The sequence below is a fragment of the Gemmatimonadota bacterium genome (assembly GCA_009835325.1).
Taxonomy (GTDB): Bacteria; JAAXHH01; JAAXHH01; order JAAXHH01; family JAAXHH01; genus JAAXHH01.
Window position 1 is genome coordinate 1 of sequence record VXWP01000100.1, and the last position, 25,061, is coordinate 25,061.

The following is a 25,061-nucleotide window of genomic DNA, read 5'->3' on the forward strand; positions in this document are numbered from 1 at the left end:
CATGTCGATCACCTCGACGCTCGGATCCAGCGATTCGTTGGCAAGCAGGGTCAACCCGGCGGCGGAGGACAACTGATCCCGCAGATCGCGGCAGGTGGCGCAGGGACAGGCCTTACGAAGATCGGCCAGGGCGTACTTTCTTGCGCTGCCGTCGTTCCAGAATACGGTCAGTTCGCCCTTTTCCGGGTGATCGAGGGCAACGTGTTCGGGCGAGGGCGGTGCGGTGGACATGACGGCTTTGTCACTCCGACCCTTCGGCGGGCTGTGTGGTGGCGGGCTGTGTGGTGGCGCCCGGAACTCCGGTTGTCTCGGACGCGCCGGACGACTCGGACGCGCCGGGACCAGGCTGCCCGGTTCGCTCACGTACCATCTCGGGAGACACCGGGTCGGGCGACGTGAATATACGATCGTCCACGTACTCGAGCACGGCCAGGCCTTCGTGGGACCGCTTCTGGCCGTCCATGCGCTCGCGTTCCGCGGACAACAGGATGTCGCCGTGCCTGCGCCAGTCGTTCCACTTCCATTCGCCCCGGCTTCGCTCGTCCTGGCCCTCCCGCAACTGCAGGAGATAGACCCATTTGTCCATGAGGCGGGTCTCCCGGTTGATATAGGCCCAGTACTCGTCGCCCGGTGTATTCCCCACTTCATTGAAACTGAGATGCAGCTTGTCGTAGACGGTGCCGTCGACGACTTCCTCGCCATCGTAGGCCAGGCCAACACCCGGGTCCTGCAGCTTGTAGGGCATCAGCAGCCAGTAGGTGTCGTTTATCCATGCGCCCCGGGCACGCTCCAGGGACCGGTCTCGTTCCTCGGTGTCCGAAACTTCCGAGCCGTCAACGAACGCGCTCCCTTCCCCCGTGTGCAGATTCATCAGGATCACGTGGGACTGCCCGCTTTCCCGGTCGGTCCAGGAAAGGCGGTGCCGACCGTCATGCTTGTCCCAGTAGTGGGTGCGGAACCCGAAGAACGAAAACCGGATGTATCGGGTGGCGTTCCAGTTATCCCGCCCCCCCATGGCCTCCATCACCTCTTCCGCGATGACCTGGGCCTGATCGGGGTCCGCGTCCGTGGATTCCGGCTCCGATTCCGGTCCGGCGCAGCCGGGAATCCAGGTTAGAAACAGGGGGATCATCAGCATGGTCGTAAACCGGGACGGTGTCCGCCGCGGATTCCATCGCGGAACCCGCCGCGGGATTCGCCGCGTTGTCAGGAAAGGGATACCCATGTCTGCTGTTCCTCCGAGGTGGTTATGGCGTCGGCGACCTGTTGCACGCAGTACCCTTCGTGAAAACTCGGATCGGCTTCGACGCCGGACCGGATCGCTTCGACGAAGTGCCGCTGCGGAGACAGCGCGCCTTGCTGGGACGGTACGGACAGCGGCAGCAGGTTGCCCCGCAGCCCCTGGCCGCCCTTCAGGCTGGCCTGCATGGTGTCCCGTACGAACTGGAAATGCAGCGCGCCGTCGCTCCCGTGGATGTCGATGTGAATGAAGTCCGTGTACAGTGCGCAACGGCTTACGTGGAACACGGCCTGGACCCCGCCCTGCATCTGGGCGATGAAGGCGCAGGCGTCTTCGAGCTCGGATTCCCGCATGGCGGAGGAGTCCGGCGCGCGGCGTTCGGGGATGAGCGTGTGCATCATCGCGCACACCCGTTCGAACTCACCTGCCCACCACCGCGTCATGTCGATCAGGTGCACGCCGAGGTCGCCCATGGCGCCGAGTCCCGCCTCCAGGCGCCGCTCCCGCCAGCTGTGCGCTTTCCGGGGACTCGCCCGGTAACCCATCATGTAGCGGGCGTTCAGGTGGTAGACCCTTCCTATGTACCCTTCTTCGAGCAGGGATTTCATGCGAAAGGCCGGACCATTGAACCGCCAGCCGAAGTTGGTCATGTGGACCTTGCCGCTCCCGCGGGCGCTTTCGAGCATGTCTTTCGCTTCTTCGGCGTTCAGTCCGAGCGGCTTCTCGCACAGCACGTGCTTGCCGGCTTCCAGGGCCTCCATGACCATCTGCCGGTGCAGGTTCACCGGCGTGCAGATGCTCACCGCGTCGATGTCTTCGCTATCCAGCACCGCGCGATAATCCGTGTGGGTCTCGGCGATCCCGTAGTCCTTCGCCACGCGCTGGGCGGTCGCCGCCGTCCGGCTGCAGACGGTCTCGACCACCACGCCGGGGCAGGCCTGGTAGCCGCGGACGTGGTACTGGCCGAATCCAAGCCCGATCACCCCCACGCGCAACGGGTCGGATGCCATGTAGGTTTCCTTTGCGTTCTATCCCTGCCCGGATGCAATGAAACGTCACTGAATCCTACGGGCGGAGGGGGTTCTTGTCAAGCAGATTGGGGGCTGGATCCGGTCCGGGTTCGGCGCTATCCGGTCCGTTCCGCGACGATGACCAACTGGTTCGTATCCCAGTCGTACGGCCTGAAATCGAGCCCGCCGTGGACCGCCCCGATCGTCATGCCCGCGGCGGCCAGGAGCAGGTCCAGTTCGGTCACCGTGTAGATCCGTATGGATGACGCGTACGTCCGCTTTTCGGCGCCGTTGAGCACGGTCGATTGCGTATGGACACGGTTGGCCACGGGATCGAACTCGCGCTCTTCGAGCAGGATGCGGCCGTCCCGCCGATGGACTTCCTGGGCGGCGAACCGGCGGACCAGGTAGTCGCGGTTGACGAGCTGGCACACGAGCCGCCCGCCGGGCCGCAGTGCCTCGGAGACCGATTTCAATACCCTGAAATTCTCGTCTTCCTCTTCGAAGTAACCCAGGGTGTTGAACAGGCTGATGACCGTGTCGAACCGTCCGGAAAAAGGCAGGAAGCGCATATCGCCCCTTACCCAGGTCCCCGCGGGATCCCGCTCGCGGGCGCGTTTCAGCAACGGGGGAGACAGGTCGTATCCCACGACCCGGTATCCGCGTTTTCTCAGCGGCGTGCTCACGCGGCCGTAACCGCAGCCGAGGTCCAGGACCCCGCTCCCGTCCGGACGCCCGATCAGGCGTGCGAGGCCATCCACTTCGAGGTCCGTGTCCTCGTGGTGGTCGAAATGGTAGTAGTCTTCGCCGAAGTATTCGACGTACCAGGGATTGGTCATGATGATCGCTCCGGCCGCCTGTGCGCTGTCGGCAAAGCAGGGCCGGCCGCCTGCCGCATCGAGGGACATATGGTCGAAATCCAGGACCGAACGCCTCAGATTAACCCCCGCCGTCACGTATTTCAAGCATCTTTTCCGGGATCAACCGGCTGCCGTGAAAATACCTTGATTTCTAAACACCCGTATAGCAACTTCCGGTTGCTGTGCCGGCGCGAGACGACCCGATTTTCAAACCCCCGGAACCCGACCTTCTTCCCATGGCCGGAACGACCATACAAATCAAAGGGGCCCGCGTTCACAACCTGAAGAACGTGAACCTGGACCTTCCTAAAGACGCGCTGATCTGCTTTACCGGCGTATCCGGTTCCGGCAAGTCCTCGCTGGCCTTCGACACCCTATACGCCGAGGGCCAGCGGCGGTACGTCGAATCGCTCTCCGCCTACGCGAGGCAGTTCCTCGGCCAGATGCAGAAACCGGACGTCGACCGGATCACGGGTCTGGCACCCGCCATTTCCATCGAACAGAAAGCCGCCGGGCTGAATCCCCGGTCCACCGTCGGGACGATCACGGAGATCTACGATTTCCTGCGCGTGCTCTACGCCCGGGTGGGGGTGCCGCACTGCACGAAGTGCGGGGAACGGATCGGGGCGCAGACCCTCGAACAGATCGTCGCCCGGATCCTGGCGCTTCCGGAAGGAACGCGGATGCTCGTGATGGCGCCGGTGATCCAGGGGCGCCGCGGCGAGTACCGGGACCTGTTCGAGGACCTGCGCCGGCAGGGGTACCTGCGTGCACGGGTGAACGGCGAGGTCGTCAACCTCTCCGAGGATCCCGATCTCGACCGCAACATGCGGCACACGATCGAAGTGGTGACGGACCGGCTCGTCATGCGGGACGACATCCGCACCCGGCTGGTCGAAGCCGTCGAAGGCGCACTGCACCTGGGACAGGGTACCGTCATGGTCCAGGTGGAGGAAGACGGCCGGACCTCCGACCTGCTCTTCAGCACCCGGTACGCCTGCACAAAGTGCGATCTGAGTTACGAAGAACCGACGCCGCAGCTGTTCTCCTTCAACAGTCCGCAGGGCATGTGCGCCAACTGCCACGGCCTGGGCACCATGATGCGGATCGAACCCCGGCTCATCGTGCCCGATCCTTCGAAGTCCATCAACGAAGGCGCGATCGAACCCCTCGGAACGATCGCCAATCTCTGGAAACGGCACTTCTACGAAGGGATCGCCCAGCACGTGGGATTCAGCCTGGACACGCCGTGGGAGCGACTGACCGAAGAGGCGCGGCGGGTGGTGCTGTACGGACTGGGCTACAAGCGCATCACCTTTACGTTCCGCAACGGAAAGGGCGGCGAGTGGTCGCACAAGGACCGGTTCAACGGGGTCGTGAACGATCTGGAAAAGCGGTACCATACACTCAAGTCCCAGCGGCACAAGGCCGAACTCGAACGGTACATGGCTATCGGGGAGTGTGACCTCTGCCACGGCGAACGCCTTAAACCCGAAGCGCTGTCCGTCACCCTGGGCGGCCTCTCCATCGCCGCGCTGTGCCGCCTTCCCATCCTCGACATCCGCGCGTTCTTCGAGAAACTGTCCCTGTCGGACGCCGAACGCCAGATCGGCGACGAAGCGCTCAAGGAGATCGTCGCACGGCTCGACTTCCTGCTCAACGTGGGTCTCGAATACCTGACGCTGGAACGTACGGCGCCGACGCTTTCCGGCGGGGAGGCGCAGCGCATACGGCTCGCCAGCCAGATCGGCCGCGGGCTCGTCGGCGTGATGTACGTGCTCGACGAACCGAGCATCGGACTGCATCCCAGGGACAACCGTCGGCTGCTGGATACCCTGGGCCATTTGCGGGACCAGGGCAATACGGTCATCATCGTCGAACACGATGAAGAGACCATGTGGGCGTCCGACCACATCGTGGATTTCGGTCCGGGCGCCGGCGTCAACGGCGGCGAGATCGTCGCCGAGGGCCGTCCTCGTGTCGTGGCCGCCAGCACGGCATCGCTGACCGGGCAGTACCTGTGCGGGAAGAAGACGATCCCGGTTCCGGTCTCCCGCCGCGGCGTTAACGACAGTTGGCTGACGATCCTGGGCGCCCGTCAGAACAACCTCAAGAACCTGGACGTCCGGTTGCCCGTGGGCCGGTTCACCTGCGTCACGGGTGTATCCGGTTCGGGCAAGAGTTCTCTGATCAACGATATCCTGTACGCGGCTTTGGCCCGGTCGCTGAACAAGGCCGGCACCCAACCGGGCGAGTTCGACGGGCTCAAAGGCGTGAGTCACCTGGACAAGGTCATCAACATCGACCAGGCGCCTATCGGCCGCACGCCGAGATCGAACCCGGCGACCTATACGAAGGTCTTCGACGCGATCCGCGCCCTCTTCGCCGAAACCCCGGAGGCCAGGTTGCGCGGCTACAAGCCGGGCCGTTTCAGCTTCAACGTGCGGGGCGGCCGGTGCGAGGCCTGCGAAGGCAACGGCGCGACGCGGGTGGAGATGGATTTCCTGGCGGACATGTGGGTTTCCTGTCCCGTCTGCGAGGGCAGGAGGTTCGACCGGGAGACCCTGGAGGTGAAGTACAAGGGGCATTCCATCGCCGACGTGCTCGGGCTGGACGTGCAGGAAGCGCTGGATATCTTCGAACACGTTCCTTCCATCGCCCGGGTGCTCCGGACCCTTTACGACGTGGGCCTGGGGTATATCAAGCTGGGTCAGCCCGCGCCCACGCTGTCGGGCGGCGAGGCGCAGCGCATCAAGCTGGGGCGCGAACTGTGCAAGCGCAGCACGGGGCGGACCATGTACGTGCTGGACGAACCCACGACCGGCCTGCACTTCGAAGACATCACCCACCTGCTCGCCGTGCTGAACGCCTTCGTGGACAAGGGCAATACCGTTGTCGTCATCGAGCATAACATCGACGTGATCAAGACAGCCGACTGGATCATCGACCTTGGGCCGGAGGGCGGAGAAGCGGGCGGGCGCGTCATCGCCGAGGGGACGCCGGAGACCGTCGCGGGCATCGCCGGATCGTCCACGGGACAGATCCTGGCAAAGGCGCTGCGGCCTCTCGGATCTCCAGGGCATTCGCCGGAGACGTCGGAATCATTGCCTGTGACGCCGGAAACACAGCCGGCGAGTTCGGAATCATCGCCAGCCGCCGGCCAGACCGCCGGCGCGGACGGCAGTACCGCTGACGGAGACGGGACCGTCGGCGTAGACGAACGGACCGCCGGCGCGGACGACCGGACCGCCGGCGCGGACGGCCACATCCGGGAGATCACCGTGCGCGGCGCGCGGGAACACAACCTGAATGATCTCTCCGTGACGATCCCCCGGGACCGGATGACGGTGTTTACGGGCGTATCGGGCTCGGGGAAGACCTCCCTGGCCCTCGATACGATCTACGCGGAAGGCCAGCGGCGGTACGTGGAATCCCTGTCCGCCTATGCGCGGCAGTTCCTCCAGCAGATGCAGAAACCGAAGGTGGACCATATCGTCGGCCTTTCCCCGGCCATATCCATCGAACAGAAGTCCCCGGGCCGGAACCCCCGTTCCACGGTAGGCACCATCACGGAGATCTACGAGTACCTGCGCGGGCTCTACGCCCTTGTGGGTGTCCCCCACTGTCCGGCCTGCCGGGTGCCTGTCGGCGCGCAGACGCCCAGCCAGATCGTGGACCGCATCATGACCCTGCCGGACCGGACCCGCGCCACGCTCCACGCCCCACTGGAACCCGAAGGCGCCGAGGGGTATGACGTCCTCCTGGACCGGGCCCGAAGGAACGGGTTCATCCGGGTGCGCATCGACGGGGAACTGCGTCGGCTCGAAGAAGACATAGAGATCGACCGCCGCCGGCGTCACGAGTTGTGCGTGGTGGTGGACCGGATCGTCATGCAGGGCGACGTGCGCCAGCGCCTGGCCGACTCGGTGGAGACGGCCCTGGAGCTATCGGGCGGGTTGCTGATCGCCGAGGTGGAGGAGCCGGATGCCGGAGGTCCCCGCGACATCCGTTTCAGCCGGTACTATTCGTGTCCGTCCTGCGGCAACAGCTACGATGAGCCCACGCCCCAGAGCTTCTCCTTCAACCACCGGTCGGGCATGTGCCCCGAATGCGAGGGACTCGGTACCCAGCCCGGTATCGATCTCGACCTGCTGATGCCCCATCGCGCGAGACCGGTGCGTGAAGCCGTGGCCGCGATCTGGGGGGAAGACGCAGCGGGTGAAAGCCCCATGGGCCAGCGGTCCATGCTCGATCTGCTGGAACAGGTGGCGTCCTCGAATGGATTTGCCCTCGAGACGCCGGTCGACGCCTTGTCGCCGGAACAGCTCCAGGTGTTACTCTACGGAAGCGACCGGTGGGTGGACGACCAGCGGGTACCCGGCCTGTCCTTCCAGTTCCGGGGCATCTTCCCGACGGTGGAACTGGTCGCCCGGTACGCGAACCGCTTCCCTGAATTGGCCCGCATGCTGCAGCCGACGCCCTGTCCGGCCTGCGAGGGCGGACGGCTCCGGCCCGAGAGCCTCTCCGTGCTGATAGACGGCGTGTCCATTGCCGGGCTCTGCGCCCTCCCGGTCGACCGCGCCATGGACTTCATCGAGAAGCTGGAACTCTCCGCTTCCCAGCGTGAAGTCGCGGGCGAGGTTTTGACGGAAATCCGAAACCGCGTGCGCTTCTTGCTGGACGTGGGGCTGGAATACCTGACGCTCGACCGCCGTGCGCCCACGCTTTCGGGCGGCGAGGCGCAGCGGATCCGCCTGGCCAGCCAGATCGGATCGGGACTGACCGGCGTGCTCTACGTGCTGGACGAGCCCACGATCGGACTCCACCCGCGGGATAATCTCAGGCTGATCGAGGCCCTGGAGAACCTGCGCGATCTCGGCAATACCCTCATCATGGTCGAACACGACCGCGACACGCTGGAGCATGCCGACAACCTGGTGGATTTCGGCCCGGGGGCCGGCGTGTTCGGGGGTAGGATAGTGGGCCAGGGCACGCCCGGGACCCTGAAGGAACACGAGACATCGCTCACCGGGCGTTACCTCGCCGACCGGCTGCGCATCGAAGTGCCCTCGGACCGCCGCAGGCCGGGCCGCAACAGGCTTCGCATCATCGGGGCCCGCCAGAACAACCTGAAGAACATCGACGTGACGCTGCCCCTCGGCCTCTTCATCTGCGTTACCGGGGTGTCCGGATCGGGGAAGAGCTCCCTCGTCAACGATATCCTGTATCCCGTGCTGGCCTCCACCCTGCACCGCGCCCAGGTCAATCCCGGTCCCCACGACGAGATCAAGGGGCTGCGCTTCGTGGACAAGGTCATCAACATCGACCAGACGCCCATCGGCCATTCCCCGCGGTCGGACCCGTGCACCTACGTCGGACTCTTCGCACCGATCCGCCAGCTCTTCGCCCGGACCGTGGAGGCCCGGATGCGGGGCTACGAACCCCGCCGGTTCAGCTTCAACGTGCCCGCGGGCCGCTGCGAGGCCTGCCAGGGACTCGGCGTGCGCAAGATCGAGATGCATTTCCTGGCGGACGTGTGGATGACCTGCGAGGTCTGCGACGGGAAGCGCTACATGAAGGAGACGCTGGAGGTGACCTACAAGGGCAGGACCATCGCCGATGTCCTGGACATGACCGTGGCCGAAGCCCTCGTGCACTTCGAGAACGTGCCCCGCATCCGGCGCATGCTCCAGACGCTTTACGACGTGGGTCTCGACTACATCAAGCTCGGCCAGTCGGCCGTTACGCTGTCAGGGGGCGAGGCGCAGCGCGTCAAGCTCGCGAAGGAACTCTCCCGGCCGGGCACCGGCAAGACCATCTACCTGCTCGACGAGCCGACCACGGGGCTCCACTTCGACGATATCCGCAAGCTGTTGACAGTCCTGAACCGGCTGGTGGACAAGGGGAATACGGTGCTGGTGATCGAGCACAACCTGGACATCATCAAGACGGCCGACTGGATCGTAGATCTCGGACCGGAAGGCGGTGACCGGGGTGGTCACGTGGTTGCCGCGGGGACGCCCGAGGAAATCGCCTGTTCGCTGTCCCATACCGGGCGGATACTGTCAAGGGAGTTGGCGGCGGTCGATTAGACTCCGGCTTTCCAGACCCTCTCCAGGCCTTCCCACAACCTTCCGATCTTCAACGAAGATTCCGTCTCGCCCCGGCAACTGTACCAGCACCGGTTGCAATCGATCTTCTTCGAGACCTTTTTGAAGTCGGCGTATCCGGACGATACGGGCAGTTCCGCGCAGGGCTTTATGTCGCCGTCGGGGGTCAGTTGCACCAACCACTTGCCCGCCGCCGTGCAGGAACCCGGCAGGGCGTTCTGGAAGTAATCGGGAATACGGCGCAGGTACCAGGCGGAACTGACGATGTTCCCTAAACGGGATTTCTGATAGATCAGATCCTCGATCACGGATTCCAGGCGCTCGGCGTGGGCGGGATCCACCAGGTGGGTTTCGTTCCCGTTCTTGAAATCGCTGTAGCAGCTGTAGGAAACCTTCGCGCCCATGGTGCGCGCCAGGTGCGCTATGGGCACGACGTGGTCCAGGTTGTCCCGCATGATCACCGTGTTGAAAATCACGTTGACCCCCCGGGCCGTCAACTGGGGCACGAGCGTGGTGATATGTTCGTACAGCCCCTCGATGCCCCGCTCCTCGTCGTGTTCGCGTCCGATGTAGTTCAACGAAATCGAGATGTGGTCCAGGCCGGCATCCCACAGGGCCATGGCTTTTTCCACGGTCAGTAGAGATCCGTGGGTGACCATGCCGATGTAGACGAATCCCTGGGATTCCTTGATGCGCCTGACCGCCTCGGGCAGTTGCTTGTTGATCGTGGGTTCCCCGCCGGTCAGGGTGACTGACAGGGGGTTCAGCTTCCGCAGCGCCGCCACGTAGTCGTAGTCGCCCAGCTTGCCCGAACGTTTCGTCTTCCAGTAATCACAGAAATCGCAGGTGGCGTTGCACAGGTAGGTCACTTCCATGTTCACCGACATCGGCCCGCCCTTCAGTCGCACCCAGATGTATTTGAGCAGGGCCCTGAGCTTCATGCCGAAGGACATGGGGCGCAACAACGTCCGGTCGTACCCGAGGTAGCCCGCGTCCGGCTGCAGTATGGGCGGTGCGGGCGGTCCGGGCAGTCCGGGAGGCGCGGGAGACGGCGCGATGGGTTCCACCGCCGGTGAGATCTGAACCTGTTCGGACATGAATATGCTCCTACGCCACCGCCCGCGTGGCGGCGGTGACGGAATCTCTGCCGTCTATGGTCCCTTTGACGGTACGTCCCGTCAGGTTCAGCATGGCGGGAAACACGTCCACGGTGCGAACGCATTCCGCTGCGATGTCCGTGTTCATCATCAAAGGCACGTGCATATGGTCGCGATGCAATGATCCGTGGGTCGACTTGTGCTCGGGATGTTCATGCCGGTATCTCAGGTCGTAGCCCTTACGGGCACTGACGATCAAATCTCCGGACCGCGGCGAACCGAAGACGCGCAGCAGTTGGTAAGGCGCGTCGGGATAGTCCGTGTCGTACGTGGCTGAGAGCACCTGCTCATGGGACGCTTCGGCCGGCATGACGCCGTAGCCGAAAGGATCCGTGCCCTCAAGCACCCGGTACCCGATACCGCCGGGCATCTCCCTGATTTCACTGATCCCCCGGCGCCCGCATACGATGACCGAGTTCTCCCGGGTCGCCGCCACCAGGTCTACCGCCTCCTGTTCGAGCAGGGCCTCGATGGGATCGGTTTCCCCCAATGCGCGGATCTCATCGTATGAAGGCCTTTCTTCCCAGGTTTCGCCCTTCTTCAGGTAGATATGCGCCATGCCGTTGCCCGAGACCATCATTGCCGCGTCGCATCCACCGCGCAGGATCCGGGGATAGTACAGCGTATTGAATCCGATTTCGTCGAGAAAGGACCATAGCTCGAAATGCGTATGGGTGGAGGTCAGGCCATGATCGCTGGAGACCACGAGAAGCGTGTCGTCCAGCATGTTCAGCTGCTGAAGCCGCTCCACCAGCCCGCCGAATCCCCGGTCGAATGCCCGGTAGGCCTCCAACGTGGTGTCCGAAGACGGATCGGTGTAATGGGAGTATTCGTCCACCGCCGGGAATACGACCGACAGGAAATCCACCCCCCGGTTGACAGCCCGGTCGATGTACCTCCAGGCCGCGGCGTCCATGACCTGCCACCGGCCGGACAAATGGGCGTAATACAGGTACCAGTTCCTGGTCAGCAACGTCCGGTTTTCGAATACGCCCAACCCTTTGTTCACTAAGCTGAACACCCCCGCCGGGCGTTCGAAATATTCGAAGATGGTGTGGATACCGTCCCTAAGATCGCTGTCGATATACAGTCCACCCGGTCCCACGTAACTGCGCGCCTGCCGGAAATGGGTAAGCCCCTCCGGCTGGGACCGGTCGAACCAGCGTATGCCGGGAAGATTGCACGTACCGGGCGTACATCCGGTCAAAAAGGGCACATGGGCCGGACCGGTCGTGGACGGGAACGAGGTCACCGCTTTCCGGTAATCTCCCCGGTCGAGGACGTACCGTCGCAGGGACGGAAGTTCGCCGGCCTCGATCAATTTCCGCATGACGTCTTCCCGTGCGCCGTCGACGAGGAAAAAGATACATCGATTATAGACCGTCGCCGCCATTCCGTCTCCTAAAAACTTAGGACATCGTTACATTACTCAATTCAAGTATACAGTACAGGCTTGAAAGTATACTCTTTTCACTACTCGATTTCAAGGGTTTTCGCACGCAGGGTGTTGAGCAGTTCGTCGTAGGATGTCCTGCTGATCTTCTTGTAGAATGCGTCCCGGTTGGCCAGCGCGACGCTCGCCCCGTCGATCACCATGTCATAGATGAGCCATTCGCCCGCTTTGAGCTCCATCTTGTAGTCGACGAGCGTTTTGGTGCCCTTGTACCATACCGTCGTTCTCACCAGCGACCGGCTGCCCCGGGTTTCTTCCCCGTCGTACGTCGTCCTGTCCGATCGCTTGCGCAGCTTGTCCAGTGCCCGGCTTTCGGTCCACCTGCGCAGGACCGAAACGAACTCCTCCCGCTCGGTGTCCGTCCGCTCCCGCCAGTGCCTGCCGAGTGAAATGCGGCTGTGCCGTTCGAAATCGAACCCGGAGACGACGGCATGGCGCACCAGGCTGTCCATTGCCGCTTCAGTGGCGGCCCCGTCCAGGGCGCGTAGCGCGGCGTCCCGCTGCTTCAGCGTCTCGATCGGCGAGTATTCCTGCGCGTAACTCCCGAAAGCCAGCAGCGACACCGCAGCCCAGGCGGCAAAGCGTCCCAGGCGGCGGACCGCACGGCGATTCACATGCATTTCCCACCTCCATCCGTTCATGCTGCAGGCCGGATCAGGACCCCGTGTCCCGGCGATGAACCACGAAGTCGTCGTAATCTCCCCTGGAATCCGTTCCCGTCGCGTTGCCATCCGTCAGAATGCCGATCCCGACGGCTTTCCGGGGCGGCTTCTTCCCGAATATCCGGACATAGTCCGCATGCACGTCGACCGACTCCTCGACCCACTGTCCGAGTTTCTCCTTTCCGGTCTCGAGCACGATCACGTGGGGGCGGCCGATGCCTTCGCGGCGGTAGTGGGTACCGACCGGCACGGTGGTGCTCCAGACATATTTCAGGGTCTTGGGCACGCCGATGAAGTTCTGGTCCAGGACCACGTATACGGCCACGGAACTGTCGTTTTTGGAACGGATACGTTCATCGCCGTCTTCGGGAAGGACCGTCGCCCTCCACCGCCAGGACAGCACCGGGTATTCGTTCGCATCCCATTCATTGACTTGCTTGAGAATGATGACGGAGGAACCGTCGTCGGCCGCGTGGAGATACCGGTTGCCCTTCTCCTCCCGTATCGTGTACAAACTGCGGGCCAGGTCGTCGTCGCCCCGCCAGGCTTTCCAGGTCGGGGGAAAGCCGCCCGGGGCCGAATCGTCGAAGGCTTCGATCGTGATGGACTTTCGTTGGCCATCGCCCCGCTGGGGAGGGGACGCATAGTCCGCATGGTCCGCATAGTCCGCATGGTCCGCATGGTCCGCATGGTCCGCCCGCGCGACACCCGGAACGAACGAGCCGGTCCGCGGCCATGCCGTCCAGGCCGTCCTGGACTCTCGGGCCGTCAGTACCTGTGGCTCAAAGTCCGTGCGAAGGACGGAAGACGGATCGATGTATGCGGCGCAGATCAGCAGGCCGGCGCCCGCCAGCAAACCGAACGCCCTGCCGGCCGGCCAACCCCGCGCGCTTCTTGTCGGCGTGCCCCGCGCCTTGTACGCCGGCGTGCCCCGCGCCCTGCCCGCCGATATACCACGTCCCATGTCCGTCTCCCCACGCCTATGGTTCATTCCCATCCTCCGTTCCGTGCTTCAAACGCGGCACCGTGATCAGCGCCGCCCATTGTAAATCCCGTTACCGGTCACATGATCGAGTTCGGCCAGCGAAACCCGGTACTGGTACAGCGACTGCCGGTACGCATGTTGCATCTTCGCATGCGCGGTAAACGCGTCCAGCAGTTCCGAACTGTCTCCGGTAACATCGAAACCCAGTTGAGCCGATGTCAGCCATGCCCTTGCAGAGCGAAGGGCCCGGTCGCTGTTGACCACGTTGGTACGGGACTCGATCACGTCGCGGTAGGTCTGCTCCACCTGCAGCGCAACCGCGCTCATCGCCTGGGATTCCTTGCTCACCAGCGCTTCCAGTTCCACCTTGCGGGCAAGGTACTTCGCGCGGGTCAGGCCGAAATTGAAGTTCTGGCGCAAGGTAATCACGGCACCGCCGCGTAGGAAATTGAACTCGTCCCTGAGAAAAGGATTGTCGAGCTCCGGCCTGTGCGGCGCGATGCCCCACTGGAGCGATCCCGCCAGGGCGATCTGGGGGTAGAAGTCGCTCCTGGCCACCTTCAGCAGCGCCCGGCGGGCCAGTACTCCGGCCCTCAGCTGCCGGATGTCGTATCGCCGGTTCTTCGCCTGTTCTATATAAACGTCCAGTTCTTCGAGGTCCGCCGGTTCGATCTCCGCGGTCGTATGGACGATATCGAAATCAACGGAGCGGTCTATTTCGAGCAGGGCCTTCAGCGCCGCCCTCCCCATTACGATCGAATTCTCGGCCCGCGCCCGGCTCTGCTGCACCTCGAATTCGAAGACATCGATTTTCAACAGGTCGTTCTGGCCGACGTCTTCCGAGTCCTCCTCGATCATCTCGTTTACGCGGTCCCGGGCCTCCTGTACCTTTTCTACGCTATCCAGGATGATGTCCCTGAGTTCCCCCGCCAGTACGAGTCCGTAGAACAGCTTCTTCACCTGGAACGCCACGTCGAACTTCCGGGACTCCACGGCCGCCTCGCCCGCTTCGAGACCGTACCCGGCCGCCTTCTTCGCGTTACTGAGTTTCCCGAAGGTGTACAGCGGCTGGACCAGTTCGATCTGCGTGCGTGAGAAAACGCCCAGATCGGTCAGGTCGCTCCGGATGGTCTCGATCTGTTCCGTGTCGCCTTCTATCCCCGGCGCGGGACCGAAGATATTGGTCCACTGCAACCGGGGCGTAATGCCCGCGAATCTCGCTTCGCTCAGCCTGGCTTCCAGGCCTTCGACGGTAAGGACCGCCTGTTCGATATCCGGACTGACCCGCAACGCCCGGTCCACGCATTGTTCCAGCGTCATCCGGACAGCCTGGTTGGCCTGGTCGGCCTGATCGGCCTGGTCGGCCTGGTCGGCCTGGATGGGTCCTCCCGGGTCCTGCGCGAATACCGGTCCTGCGATCAGCGATACCGTCAGGATGTGGACCAGAATACGAAACACGATGCCTCCGCTTCTCGCAGGGGTCTTCTCACCGTACAGGTTGACGCGCCGTGATAGATGCAGTCGCCGACCCACCGAAATTTCCGACTCGCCTCACGCGTCGACCCACCGTAATCGGATATGCACGCTTTCTCAAGTATATTAGACGCATTCGTCCACCTATTGATCCAACAAATAGCGATGGCCGGTCCATGCACGGCGGTGGCACATCCGGCGAGCGTACCCGGTTCCCTTCGTTCTCTCGACCGGCGGAATCAGGACCTGTCGGCAGGCGACGGTTGCGACAGCAGCCAGATCGCCCGCGTCCAATGGAACGCCGCCGTGATCACTGTCCAGATCGCCACGCAGGTGAACGCTTCCTCCAGCATGCCGACCGCCATACCCGCGAGCAGCAGCAGGACATTCGTATTGCGCCGGGCGCCGATACGGCGAAAGAAGCGATCCACGGGCGCATAGTCAAACAGTTCTATGCCCTGCCTGGACTTGAACATCCCCGTGGCCGCCTTGTCAAACAGGTAAAACAACGTGATCACCGTGGCGAGCACAAAGGGACCGACCGCCTCGCCGCCGGCACTGAGCATCCATCCCAGTGCCCAGTACCAGGTCAGTTCCCAGACCACGTCCAGGATGTGTTCGTAACGGTCCCCGAACCGGGTGCACCGCACCGTTACGCGGGCCAACTTGCCGTCGACACCGTCCAGCACCCCGACGATGAAAGCGATCACCAGTCCGGCGGCCAGGTATCCCGTGCCCATCTGCCCCGCGGCCAGAAGACCGGTGGTCAGAAAGGCGAGCAGTACGGAGAGAGTGGTTACCTGGTTCGGCGTCACAGTACTGGCCGAAATCCATTTCGTAAGCAGGTTTTCAAGGGGCGGATGGATGAACTCCGCGGGGAAATCCAGCGTGCCCTTCTGCGCGGCGTCGGTCAGCAGGGCCTCCGCCCGGCGGATCTTCAGGTCCGAATCGACGGCCAGCCACCAGGGTGGCAGACTTCGTCGCAGATCCACGATGTAGGGATCTATGTCGCGTAGGTCGAATACCGGGCAGGTCGATTCCTGCACCGAGTCCAGCGTGGACCACAGCGACTCGGAGCCGGTCCAGGACGTCGTGAGTCCTGCGAGAAGGTCCGCGTCCGCCACCAGCAGCCGGCAGGATTCCCTGACCGCCGAGTCCTCGGCTCTCCGGTTCGGGCCGCCGTCGATCATGGCCCGTAGAACCCGAGGGTCGTACAGGTGGCCGGCGTCCATGACCAGGGCCCTTTCGTCCTTCCCGGGCAGCCACCGGGTGGGGCTTTCGTCCGCACTTACGTAATCGACGGCGTCCAGTTCCCGGTACCAGCGATCGTCGAATCCGTCGACCCGGACGGTCGATCCCCGCCCGGGCGAAGGTCCGACGACCGTGACCCGCCGGGCCCCCAGGGAAGCGAAGACCCGGAGGTGCCGCTCCAGCAGCGAAATGCCGTAAATCGACCGGCCGGCTCCGGCCGCCAGGGCTTCCGTATCCGCGAACAGGACTACGCTGAATCTCATGGTCCGCCCCGTCCGCGCAAGCGCCGCAGGGCGACCCGGTCATCCTCTTCCAACCCCAGGAGACCCAGGACGCCGAGGTAGGTGGCCAGGAAAATCGTGGGCAGCGCGGCCATGCGAAGCCACGGGATATCCGGCGTGTAGTCGCCCGCCAGGTATGCGCACGCGAAGGCGGGGACCGCCGCGGCGCATGGCTTCAGGATGCGCCAGGACAGGGGAAGGATCCGGAACAGTTGATACACTTCGGCCAGGCGGATCAGCGTCAACAGCCCGAACGCCGCCAGCGTTCCCAGGGCGGCGCCCAGGATGCCCAGGGCCGGTATCAGCCACAGGTTCAGGACGAAATTGACCACCACGACCGCGACCGTATTCACGAGATTCAGCCAGGGCCGGCCCGACATGATGAGCACGGTATCGCCCGATCCCATGGCGGCGTATACGACCTGGCTCATGGCCAGGACGACCATCGTCATGAATCCCGAGACGAATTCGGGTCCGAACAGTCCAAGCAGTTCATTTCCGACCAGCGACACCACGCAGAGGAACGCCAGGCCGATGGTCAGCACCCACCGGGTGACCAGCCGCAGGTTGATCTCCAGCCGCCGCAGGTCGTTGCGGTGATTCAGTTCGGCCACGATGGGACTGAAAACGGGGTCGAACCACTGCCGGACTTTCTTGGTCACCAGGGCGATTTCGACCGCGATCACGTAAACGCCCACCTGTGCGGCCGGCAGAAAGTAGCCGACCATGAGCACGTCCAGGCGAATCATGAACATGTAGACCAGTTCATAGCCCATGACCGGCAGCGAGAAGCGGGTCAGCGGGGAGACGGCCCGCAGCGCGCGCAGGTGGACGAGACAGGCCCGCCAGGAATAGAACCTCGTAAACACGTAAACGGCGTATAGAAGGCCGCAGGCCAGCGCGGCCAGGTGGGCCGCGGCGATGCCGTAGGTACGCCAGCCCGCATAGAACAGGACACAGGCCGCTGCGAAAAGCACCAGCGGCTCGACCGCGCCCCGGACCATGGCGTCGTGCTTCATGACCTTGTGCGCCCGAGTGACGCCCAGGATGATCTGGGTCAGGGCGATGAGCGGCATGCCGACTGCCAGAAGCCGCAGCATGCCGGCAAGCCGGGGCTTGTCGAGCAGGCCGTCCGCCAGTGGGGCCGCAGCGGCATAGAGCGCGGCGCCGATCCCTGCGCTCAGCAGCAGGCCCACGCCCAGGGCCTGCGCGATGGTCCGGTGGATGGCCTCCGTTTCCCCGTCCTCGCGCATGCGCGGGATGAAATTGACCAGTCCCTTGTCCAGCGAGAACTGGCCGACCTTCGACACGAGGTCCACGATCGTCCAGCCGAGCATGTACAGACCGAAGATCTCGGCGCCGAACAGCCGCGTAAGGACGATGAACGACACGGACTTGATCAGCCGCGCTACCGTTCCGATGAAATTGACGGCCGCGCCCCGGGCGATCGTCGATGCGTCGGACCGGGACCGGGCCGAAGCCGGTTGCTCCTGGGTACGCGTCATGATGGGGAATTCGCCGGATCGGACTCGGGTCCTAGCTCGAGTCTGGCCCCGGGCTCGGGTTCGGGTCCGGGCTCGGGCCCGGGGGTCACCCTGTCCGCTTCGATCAACAGGGTCCATCCCCGTTGGTTCCCGGTGAATAGGTTGAAGACCGCGGATGCCATCCTGCCGGCCGATACCAGTCCCAACCGGATCACCGCCGCCGGGACCGCGTGCATGCGCTCCGTGGCGTAACTCAGCCGGATCAAGGCCAGGTCCAGCCGGGAACGAAGCAGGTACCGGTGCCTGATCAGTCTGAATCCACAGGCCTCCAGCAACAAGCCGACCGACGGATGCGTATAGAATTGCAGGACGCTGTGGCGTTTCCGGTGCTCGTCGCGCCAGGACTCGCCGATCTCCTCGAGGCTCAGGCTGTCCAGCGTCAGCAGGATGCGACCCCCGGGCCGCAACACGCGCCACATCTCACGCAGCGTCTGCCTGTCGTCCGGCAGGTGCTCGAAGACACACAGGCTCATGACCGTGTCGAACTGCCCAGACCGAAGGGGGAACGCGTCCGCATGGGCGCAAACGAAACCCGTGAAGGGCGTCTTGTGGTGGCCCTGGGCACGGCGCAACTGGTTCAGGTCCAGGTCGAAACCGAACACCCGGGCGCCCCGTAGGGCGACCCGGTAGTCATAGGTCCCTTCTCCGCAGCCGATATCGAGAATACGCTCGCCTTTGCGCGGCTTCAGCCAGCGTAACGCGGGGACCGTTTCCTGGGCCCTGCGGAAGTTGAAGTCCTTCCTGAGCCGGAGGGCGAAGAGTCCCCTTGCACGGTCCAGCAACCCGCTCATGAGCTTATGTCTCCGGCCACCGTCCGGTCCCGTGCCAGCAGCCTTCCCGTCGAAATGAATATGGCCAGTCCCATGGCCAGACCACCGGCGGTAACGGTCCAGAACATCCAGTTCAGCAGGTCGAGCGCGGCGAAACACAGCAGCAGCATGGTAAAGAAATCCCGTTTGGCCATCATCCTGAACAGGTTGAGCAGCCTGGAAAAGAAGCGGCGCCGCCGCCCGACGGCGTGCGCTGCGAAGGCCCGGTTGAACCGGACCAGGCTGCCGCTCCCCCCGGTCTGCAGCAGATAGTAGTACATCACGAGAATCGAGGCGGCCACCACGGCGACGGATCCCAGGCCGAGGGACCGGATTACCGTTTCCCCGGAGCCGCCCGCGTAGGCCCAGACCACGGCCGCGAAGAACGCCAGGTAGGTCAGGTTGTCCGTGATCGTATCGAGCCACGAGCCGTATTTCGATTCGCGGTAGGTCAGCACCGCCACCTCCCCGTCGCAGCCGTCGAGGATGGACGAAATCTGGAAAAGCAGCGCGCCCAGCAGCACCGACCAGTAGGTGCCGTCCAGCACGGACCACGCCCCGGCCAGGCCGGTAAGGAAAGTGGCCAGGGTCACCATGTTCGGAGTGACCGGCGTCCGGACCAGCCATCGGCTGATGCGGGTCGAAACCGGCCGGTTGATATGCCGGGATACCCAGCCGTCGGTGGGTTTTACGAGGCGTCCCAGCAGGGCCCTTTCGCCCTGGTCCAGCATCTCGGGCGTATCTACGTCCTGCCAGTAACCATCACCCACGTCGAAGGCGCGCATCCGCCCTTCCGCGGCAAGCGCCCGAATCCCGTCGCTCAACGCGCAACCCTCCGGTCCGTCCTCGGCATCGAGGGCATCGAACAGGGCTGGCGTACAGAGGAACATGCCGGTGTCGACCGCGTTGAACGCTTGCAGTTCCTTGTCGATGCGCACCACTTTATCTCCGTGCACTTCGACCTTGGTCGCATCGTCCACGTCGTACACGCGGTCGATTTTCCGGTCGACGGCGAGCAGGCACTCCCCGTCCGCCACCGGTACCTCGAGCAGACGCTCCAGCGTCCGTTGCTCGAAGAGGTGATCGGCCATGAGCAGCACGAACGGTTCCGCCAGGCAGGAGCGGGCGGCCAGGGCGGAAACCCCGTTGGGCAGATGCCATCGTTCGTTGTGCACCCATTCGATCTCGAGGGTGTCCAGGCCGGGATCGTTTGAAAGGACCTCGTGAAATTGGTCCGCCTCGTACCCCGTAACGATCACGAAACGCTTTACGCCGGCCCGTGCGGCCGTCAAAATGATCCGCTTGATCAACGGCACGCCGCATAGCTTCAACAGGGGTTTGGGCACCGGGCCGGTGACGGCCTGCAGGCGCACGCCCGCGCCGCCGGCAATGATGAGCGCCGGGGTCGCTCTTCGGAGATGATGATCCATTTGCTAAAGATTCAGATGGCCATGTGGACGAAGGAAGAAGCTAGAAGATCGCGGAGAAGCCCAGCGTCATCTCCGGGTAAGGACGAGAGATGACATCCAGTTCCTTCCGGTAGGATGCCTGAACGACCACGGCGACGTGCCGTTCCCAGAAGTAACGCAGCCCGACCCCGGCGTCGATCATGGTCATGTTCCGGTTCTGCGGCCTGATTTCCAGACCGGCGCCCCAGCCGAAGAATGGCGTGAAGGAATCGCCCGGAACGAGTAGATTGTACCGGTAGAAGGCGCCGATCCGGGTGATCCGTTCGGCCTGCTCTTCCTCGGAGGTCTCAATTACCGTACCCTGCGCCGACGAGGTCCCGAATCCGGCCAGTCTCCGGGCTCGAAGGAGGGAACCGCCGTACGGGGCGCCGGAGGACCGCCGTGTATCGTCAAAAACTTCCGTATCGTTGGGCCTTCGAATGGAAAACACGCCGCCGAACTGGTGGATCGGTGTAATGAAATAGCCGGCGCTCAGGGAGACCGTACCGGGATCGAACAGCTCGTTGCCGGTCCGTCCCACGCCCTGCACCTCGATACGTCCCTGCCTGGCCTGGTTCCCCGTCGACAGGGTCCGAGCCGGGATGACCGGGGCGGCGGCATGTCCGAACACGGCAGGGTTGATCCGTTCCCGCTCCGTGGATCCAAATATCCCGTCCGGGGGTCGGACAGCCGGTTTTTGCATCATGACGGCCATGGACCGGCGCGGCGCGGGCCGGCCGTCTACCATGGTCCGGCGATTGGCGGGACGGGCTGGCGGCAGGGGTGCGTCGGCCACCCGCGCGACCTGCGTCTCGGGACCTGCATCTTCGTGATGCGGCGTACCGGGCGCCGTATCGATCCGGACGGGAACCGTCGGTTCGCCGGGCATGCTCGTCCGCGGCGGTACGGGTGCGTCTCCGGGTATCTCGACTGCCGGCCGCAACAGGGGCATGACCGCGATCAGCGAGCAGATACCGGCGGCCAGCAACGGGAAGAAGGCGCGGTCCTTCCGGTTCACCGTCGAACCAAGCACGTCCCGGATACGCTGGGCTGCCGTGGAGGCCGACCGCGCCAGTTCGAGGGCGGCCTGCCAGTGCGTCCGGGCCGTGCCCGTGGCTACCTTTAACAGGGTGGACGCATAGCGCTCCGGCTGCCTGGAAACACGGACGACGTCCGCATCGCAGGCCCGCTCCGCTTCGATCCCGGCCCGGTACGCGGCGTACCATACCGCCGGGTGGAAGAAGAAAAAGAACCTGCTGAACTGGACCAGGAAGACCGTAAGGTGGTCCCGCCGGGCATAGTGGGCTAGTTCATGAAGCAGGACTTGCCTGAGTTCCGCGCTGGAGAGCTCCAGGATGCACCAGGAGGGGATCACGACGGCGGGGCGACCGGCGGCGATCAGGACGGGCACCTCGAACTCGTCGGAGACCCGCAGGGCCACTTTGCGCTTCAAGCCCGATTCGGCCAGGCACCGGTCGAATAGCGCGGCTACCCAGGGGACGGCGACCGGGACGGACCGCCGCCTTCTCCGGGTCATGGTGATGACCGATGAACCGATGCGGTAGAGGCCGAAACCGGCGAAACCCATCCAGACCAGACCCGCGACGGCATAGACTCCGGATGCCAGGGCGTTGTGACCGCCCGCGGCGGGCACACCATGGCCTGCCATCGACGCCCAGGGGATTTCGAACGGTCCATGCCAGGGCAGCACGAGGGTCAGCAGCGGTTTGGCCAGTACCAGCAGCCAGAGGAAGTGCCGTATCCTGGCCGGGCATCCCGGGTTCACGAACAGCAATACCCAGACCAGGACGCCCAGAAGCAACGCTTCAAGGCTCGGAAGCCACAACAGGTCCACGACCTGTCGGCCAAACCGTTCGAAAAGGCCTATGGCGTGGATGGAATCAATCATCCGATGCCTCCGGCTTCGACTCCGGAGCGTACGACGCCTCCGAGGCCACCGAGGCCATCCGGTCCAACAGTTTGCGCAGGCTGTCGGCTTCTTCCGCGGTCAACGCGTCCGATTCGATCAGGTGCAGCACCAGGGACTGCGGCGATCCGGCGAACAGCTTGTCCACGACAGCCCGGACGGTTTCCCGGCGCACGCCCTCGGGTTTCAGGATGGCGGTGTAGACATAGGCCCGGCCTTCGCGGGTATACCGGACGACGCCCTTCTGCGTGAGTATGGACAGGACCGTCTGTACCGTGGTATACGCCAGCGGACGCTGGTTTCGAAGCGAATCGACGATCTGGCGCACCGTCGCCCGTCCCAGCCGCCAGACGACGTTCATGATATCGATTTCCAGGTCCGTCAACGACGACAGCTTCCTTCTCGCCATCCGATTCCTTCTCCGGTTTGCCACTCCAACGTGATCGGGCCGGAGTGTTCACGCACTGCGATTGCACACTGCGATTGCGACCAAAGATTTCGTTAGTTAAATATATGCCCTAATGTATTTTAATTAACGCGCGCACGGCGAATTGTCAATCCAAAGTTATCACCCTGGATCCCCGGGAAACCGGTGTTTGCCGGCCTGTTTCGATCCTGGTACCTGATATGAGTCTTGAACCCGTCTACTTCATTTCCGACGCCCACCTCGGCACCGACGATTACGGGTCGGAAGAAGGTAGAAGAAACCGTTTGCTGGACTTCCTGCGAAGCCTCAGGGGCCGGTCCGGTCATCTGTACATCGTGGGCGATCTGTTCGATTTCTGGTTCGAGTACCGCACCGTGGTGCCGCGCCAGCACTACACGGTGCTGCACGCGCTGAGCTCGCTGGTCGAAAGCGGCGTCCGGGTCACCTACCTCGCCGGAAACCACGACTTCTGGCTGGGGACCTTCCTGGACGAGCAGGTTGGGGTGGTAACGGCCGAAGGCCCGCTGACCGTCACCCATCACGGGCGGAAGATATATATCGCCCACGGCCACGGTCTCATATCCAGGGACTTTGGATACCGCGTGCTTGCGAAGATCATCCACAGCGCCTTCAGCATCCGCCTGTTTCAGTTGATTCACCCGGACTGCGGCTTCAGGCTCGGCCGCCTGGCCTCGCGCCTGAGCAGGCGCCACGGCACCCCCACGGCGTGGGACCCGCGGGAGGCTTACCGGGACCTGGCCTTCTCACTGCTCGACCAGGGTTATGATGCGGTGGTCTTCGGACACAACCACTGCCCGACGCTGCAGCACAAGGAGGACAAGGTCTATATCAACCTGGGGGACTGGCTCCGGCATGACACCTATGGCGTGTTGCGCGACGGAGAGATGACCCTGGAACAGTACGGTGCCCCGGGGGACAAGCGCTGAATGCAAAACCTCCTGCAATGACAAAGCCCCGGCACGTTCCAGCACCGGGGCTTTTGTATGTCAGGCCGCTCGCCCCTTTCAGTGGCCGTAGCTCCTACTCAGGGCGAACGGGAAGGTGTTCCAGGATGCCTGATACAAATGCATGAGGCTTCCGCGAAGGCTGACCCTCGGAAGAGGATCCTGACCCCATTTTCGGATAATCCCAGGCGACACCCCAGAACTTTTTGCGGTACTTCCAGGACTCTTTCTGCACCCTGGCTACGGGCCCGGATTATCCCGAACCTGGTGAACGGCTATGCGACCTGAAACGACGGTTCAGGGTGCGTTGATGAAGATCGGAGCCAGCGGTAAATCCTCGGCCCCGGGAATCGAAACCACCAGATACGCCGTGCCATGACCAACAATCCATTCCTCGGTAGTCAGGATGGTTATTACACCTTCTGCGGCAGTAATCGCTGCCGGGCTCTGACCTTCAGGAATGGTAATTACGTCCGGGTTCTGGCTTCGGACCGTCGCCGTCAAGGCATCGTCATTGTTCGAAGTCCTACCGTCAGCACCGACCTCCAGCACCTGGATTCGAAGCACGATGTTCGCGGTCGGATCCACTGATCTGGCCACCTCTTCATTCACGTCGGTAGTGGCTGGATCGTCCGCCACGGCGAGCGTCAGGACCCTGGTACGGTCGGCAGTACTGGACGGGTACGGATTCATCACGTATCTGATGACACCTGTACCGCCGGCGACGGTTACCGCGATCTTGGCCTTGGACGTGACCCCCTGGCCCTGGGCCGTGATCTCGGCTTTGCCTCTGCCTTCCGCCGTGATCGTGTTACCGTCCACGCTGACTACGTCGGTATCGGAACTTACCCAGTCAATCAGCGCTTCGGCGCCGTCGATAACGTCGCCGTCTTCTTCCTCATTGTAGGCGACGGGCGACATCAATTCGATCGAACCGCCGACCGGCAGCACATAAGAGGTCGCCTGGCCTGATGCAAATTCAATCCGCTTGATCAGGTCGAGCACTTTGACGGTCAGCTCGATTGCCACACCTCTGCCCACAGCGGTAACCGTTACCGTCGCCTTGCTGGTCGGAGACATGGCGTCGATGGTGCCTCCGTCGACCGTAACGGCGTCGGAATCGGAAGCCCAGTCGAACGTGATGGGCAGCGCCATACCGCTCTGGCTGGCGGCCTTTGCGGCGATCATGGTCATATCGCCTACGGCCATAATCAGATCCAGGGCGTTTTCCGTACCTTCCCTTAGATCGTAATCAGGCGCGTCGAACACGGCGATCTTCTTGTCGTTGCCGTCCTGCATCAACTTGATGTGATGAATGTCGGACAGCACGCCGCTACCGATGATCTGATCCGCGTCGATGCCCTCACCCTGGGGTCCCTGGGGACCTTGCGGGCCGGCGGGGCCGGCGGGGCCGGCGGGGCCGGCAGGACCGGCGGGACCGGCGGGACCCGGATCACCC

General features: G+C 63.6%; 15 protein-coding genes and 2 pseudogenes. 3 read left to right on the forward strand and 14 right to left on the reverse strand.

Annotated elements, in window-relative coordinates; translation table 11 throughout:
• The 3 genes from F4Z81_14020 to F4Z81_14030 all read right to left on the reverse strand — a co-directional run.
• The coding region (locus F4Z81_14020; protein ID MXW06163.1) for a DUF971 domain-containing protein at nt 1–702 on the reverse strand (702 nt) is incomplete at its 3' end.
• A 504-nt stretch (nt 703–1,206) separates the two neighbouring features.
• Nucleotides 1,207–2,250, reverse strand: a complete 1,044-nt coding sequence (locus tag F4Z81_14025) for a Gfo/Idh/MocA family oxidoreductase (GenBank protein MXW06164.1) — start codon at nt 2,248–2,250, stop codon at nt 1,207–1,209.
• 116 nt (nt 2,251–2,366) lie between these two features.
• Nucleotides 2,367–3,215, reverse strand: coding sequence for a methyltransferase domain-containing protein (locus F4Z81_14030; GenBank protein ID MXW06165.1), 849 nt, complete (start codon nt 3,213–3,215; stop codon nt 2,367–2,369).
• Nucleotides 3,216–3,346: 131 nt separating this feature from the next.
• Between F4Z81_14030 and uvrA the strand changes: the two are divergent.
• Nucleotides 3,347–6,163: pseudogene (gene uvrA / locus F4Z81_14035) on the forward strand (excinuclease ABC subunit UvrA).
• Between the two features lie 3,035 nt (nt 6,164–9,198).
• Here uvrA and F4Z81_14040 read toward each other — a convergent pair.
• From F4Z81_14040 to F4Z81_14090, 11 genes are all read right to left on the reverse strand, one after another.
• Nucleotides 9,199–10,317, reverse strand: a complete 1,119-nt coding sequence (locus F4Z81_14040; GenBank protein ID MXW06166.1) for a radical SAM protein — start codon at nt 10,315–10,317, stop codon at nt 9,199–9,201.
• A gap of 10 nt (nt 10,318–10,327) precedes the next feature.
• Nucleotides 10,328–11,770, reverse strand: coding sequence for an alkaline phosphatase family protein (locus tag F4Z81_14045; protein MXW06167.1), 1,443 nt, complete (start codon nt 11,768–11,770; stop codon nt 10,328–10,330).
• 80 nt (nt 11,771–11,850) lie between these two features.
• Nucleotides 11,851–12,561 carry an ABC transporter substrate-binding protein gene (locus tag F4Z81_14050; protein MXW06168.1) on the reverse strand — a complete coding sequence of 237 codons (711 nt, stop codon included), beginning with the start codon at nt 12,559–12,561 and terminating at the stop codon, nt 11,851–11,853.
• On the reverse strand, nt 12,485–13,489 hold the full coding sequence (locus tag F4Z81_14055) for a DUF3047 domain-containing protein (protein MXW06169.1): 1,005 nt from the start codon (nt 13,487–13,489) through the stop codon (nt 12,485–12,487). Before F4Z81_14055 ends, F4Z81_14050 begins: the two co-directional genes overlap by 77 nt.
• A 33-nt stretch (nt 13,490–13,522) precedes the next feature.
• Nucleotides 13,523–14,935 carry a TolC family protein gene (locus F4Z81_14060; GenBank protein ID MXW06170.1) on the reverse strand — a complete coding sequence of 471 codons (1,413 nt, stop codon included), beginning with the start codon at nt 14,933–14,935 and terminating at the stop codon, nt 13,523–13,525.
• Nucleotides 14,936–15,189: 254 nt separating this feature from the next.
• A complete protein-coding gene (locus tag F4Z81_14065; GenBank protein ID MXW06171.1) occupies nt 15,190–16,464 on the reverse strand; it encodes a CDP-alcohol phosphatidyltransferase family protein in 1,275 nt (424 codons plus the stop codon).
• Nucleotides 16,461–18,104: an oligosaccharide flippase family protein gene (locus tag F4Z81_14070; protein MXW06172.1), complete on the reverse strand. Its 1,644-nt coding sequence runs from the start codon at nt 18,102–18,104 to the stop codon at nt 16,461–16,463. The genes F4Z81_14065 and F4Z81_14070 overlap by 4 nt, the downstream gene beginning before the upstream one ends.
• Nucleotides 17,984–18,817: a class I SAM-dependent methyltransferase gene (locus F4Z81_14075; GenBank protein ID MXW06173.1), complete on the reverse strand. Its 834-nt coding sequence runs from the start codon at nt 18,815–18,817 to the stop codon at nt 17,984–17,986. Before F4Z81_14075 ends, F4Z81_14070 begins: the two co-directional genes overlap by 121 nt.
• Nucleotides 18,814–20,265, reverse strand: a complete 1,452-nt coding sequence (locus F4Z81_14080; GenBank protein MXW06174.1) for an NTP transferase domain-containing protein — start codon at nt 20,263–20,265, stop codon at nt 18,814–18,816. Before F4Z81_14080 ends, F4Z81_14075 begins: the two co-directional genes overlap by 4 nt.
• 40 nt (nt 20,266–20,305) lie before the next feature.
• Nucleotides 20,306–22,192: a M48 family metalloprotease gene (locus F4Z81_14085; protein MXW06175.1), complete on the reverse strand. Its 1,887-nt coding sequence runs from the start codon at nt 22,190–22,192 to the stop codon at nt 20,306–20,308.
• A complete protein-coding gene (locus tag F4Z81_14090; GenBank protein ID MXW06176.1) occupies nt 22,185–22,619 on the reverse strand; it encodes a BlaI/MecI/CopY family transcriptional regulator in 435 nt (144 codons plus the stop codon). The genes F4Z81_14085 and F4Z81_14090 overlap by 8 nt, the downstream gene beginning before the upstream one ends.
• 218 nt (nt 22,620–22,837) lie before the next feature.
• On the opposite strand from F4Z81_14090, the gene F4Z81_14095 reads away from it, so the two are divergent.
• Both F4Z81_14095 and F4Z81_14100 read left to right on the forward strand, forming a co-directional pair.
• A complete protein-coding gene (locus F4Z81_14095) occupies nt 22,838–23,584 on the forward strand; it encodes a UDP-2,3-diacylglucosamine diphosphatase (protein MXW06177.1) in 747 nt (248 codons plus the stop codon).
• A gap of 1,366 nt (nt 23,585–24,950) precedes the next feature.
• Nucleotides 24,951–25,061 (forward strand): annotated as a pseudogene (locus F4Z81_14100) (collagen-like protein).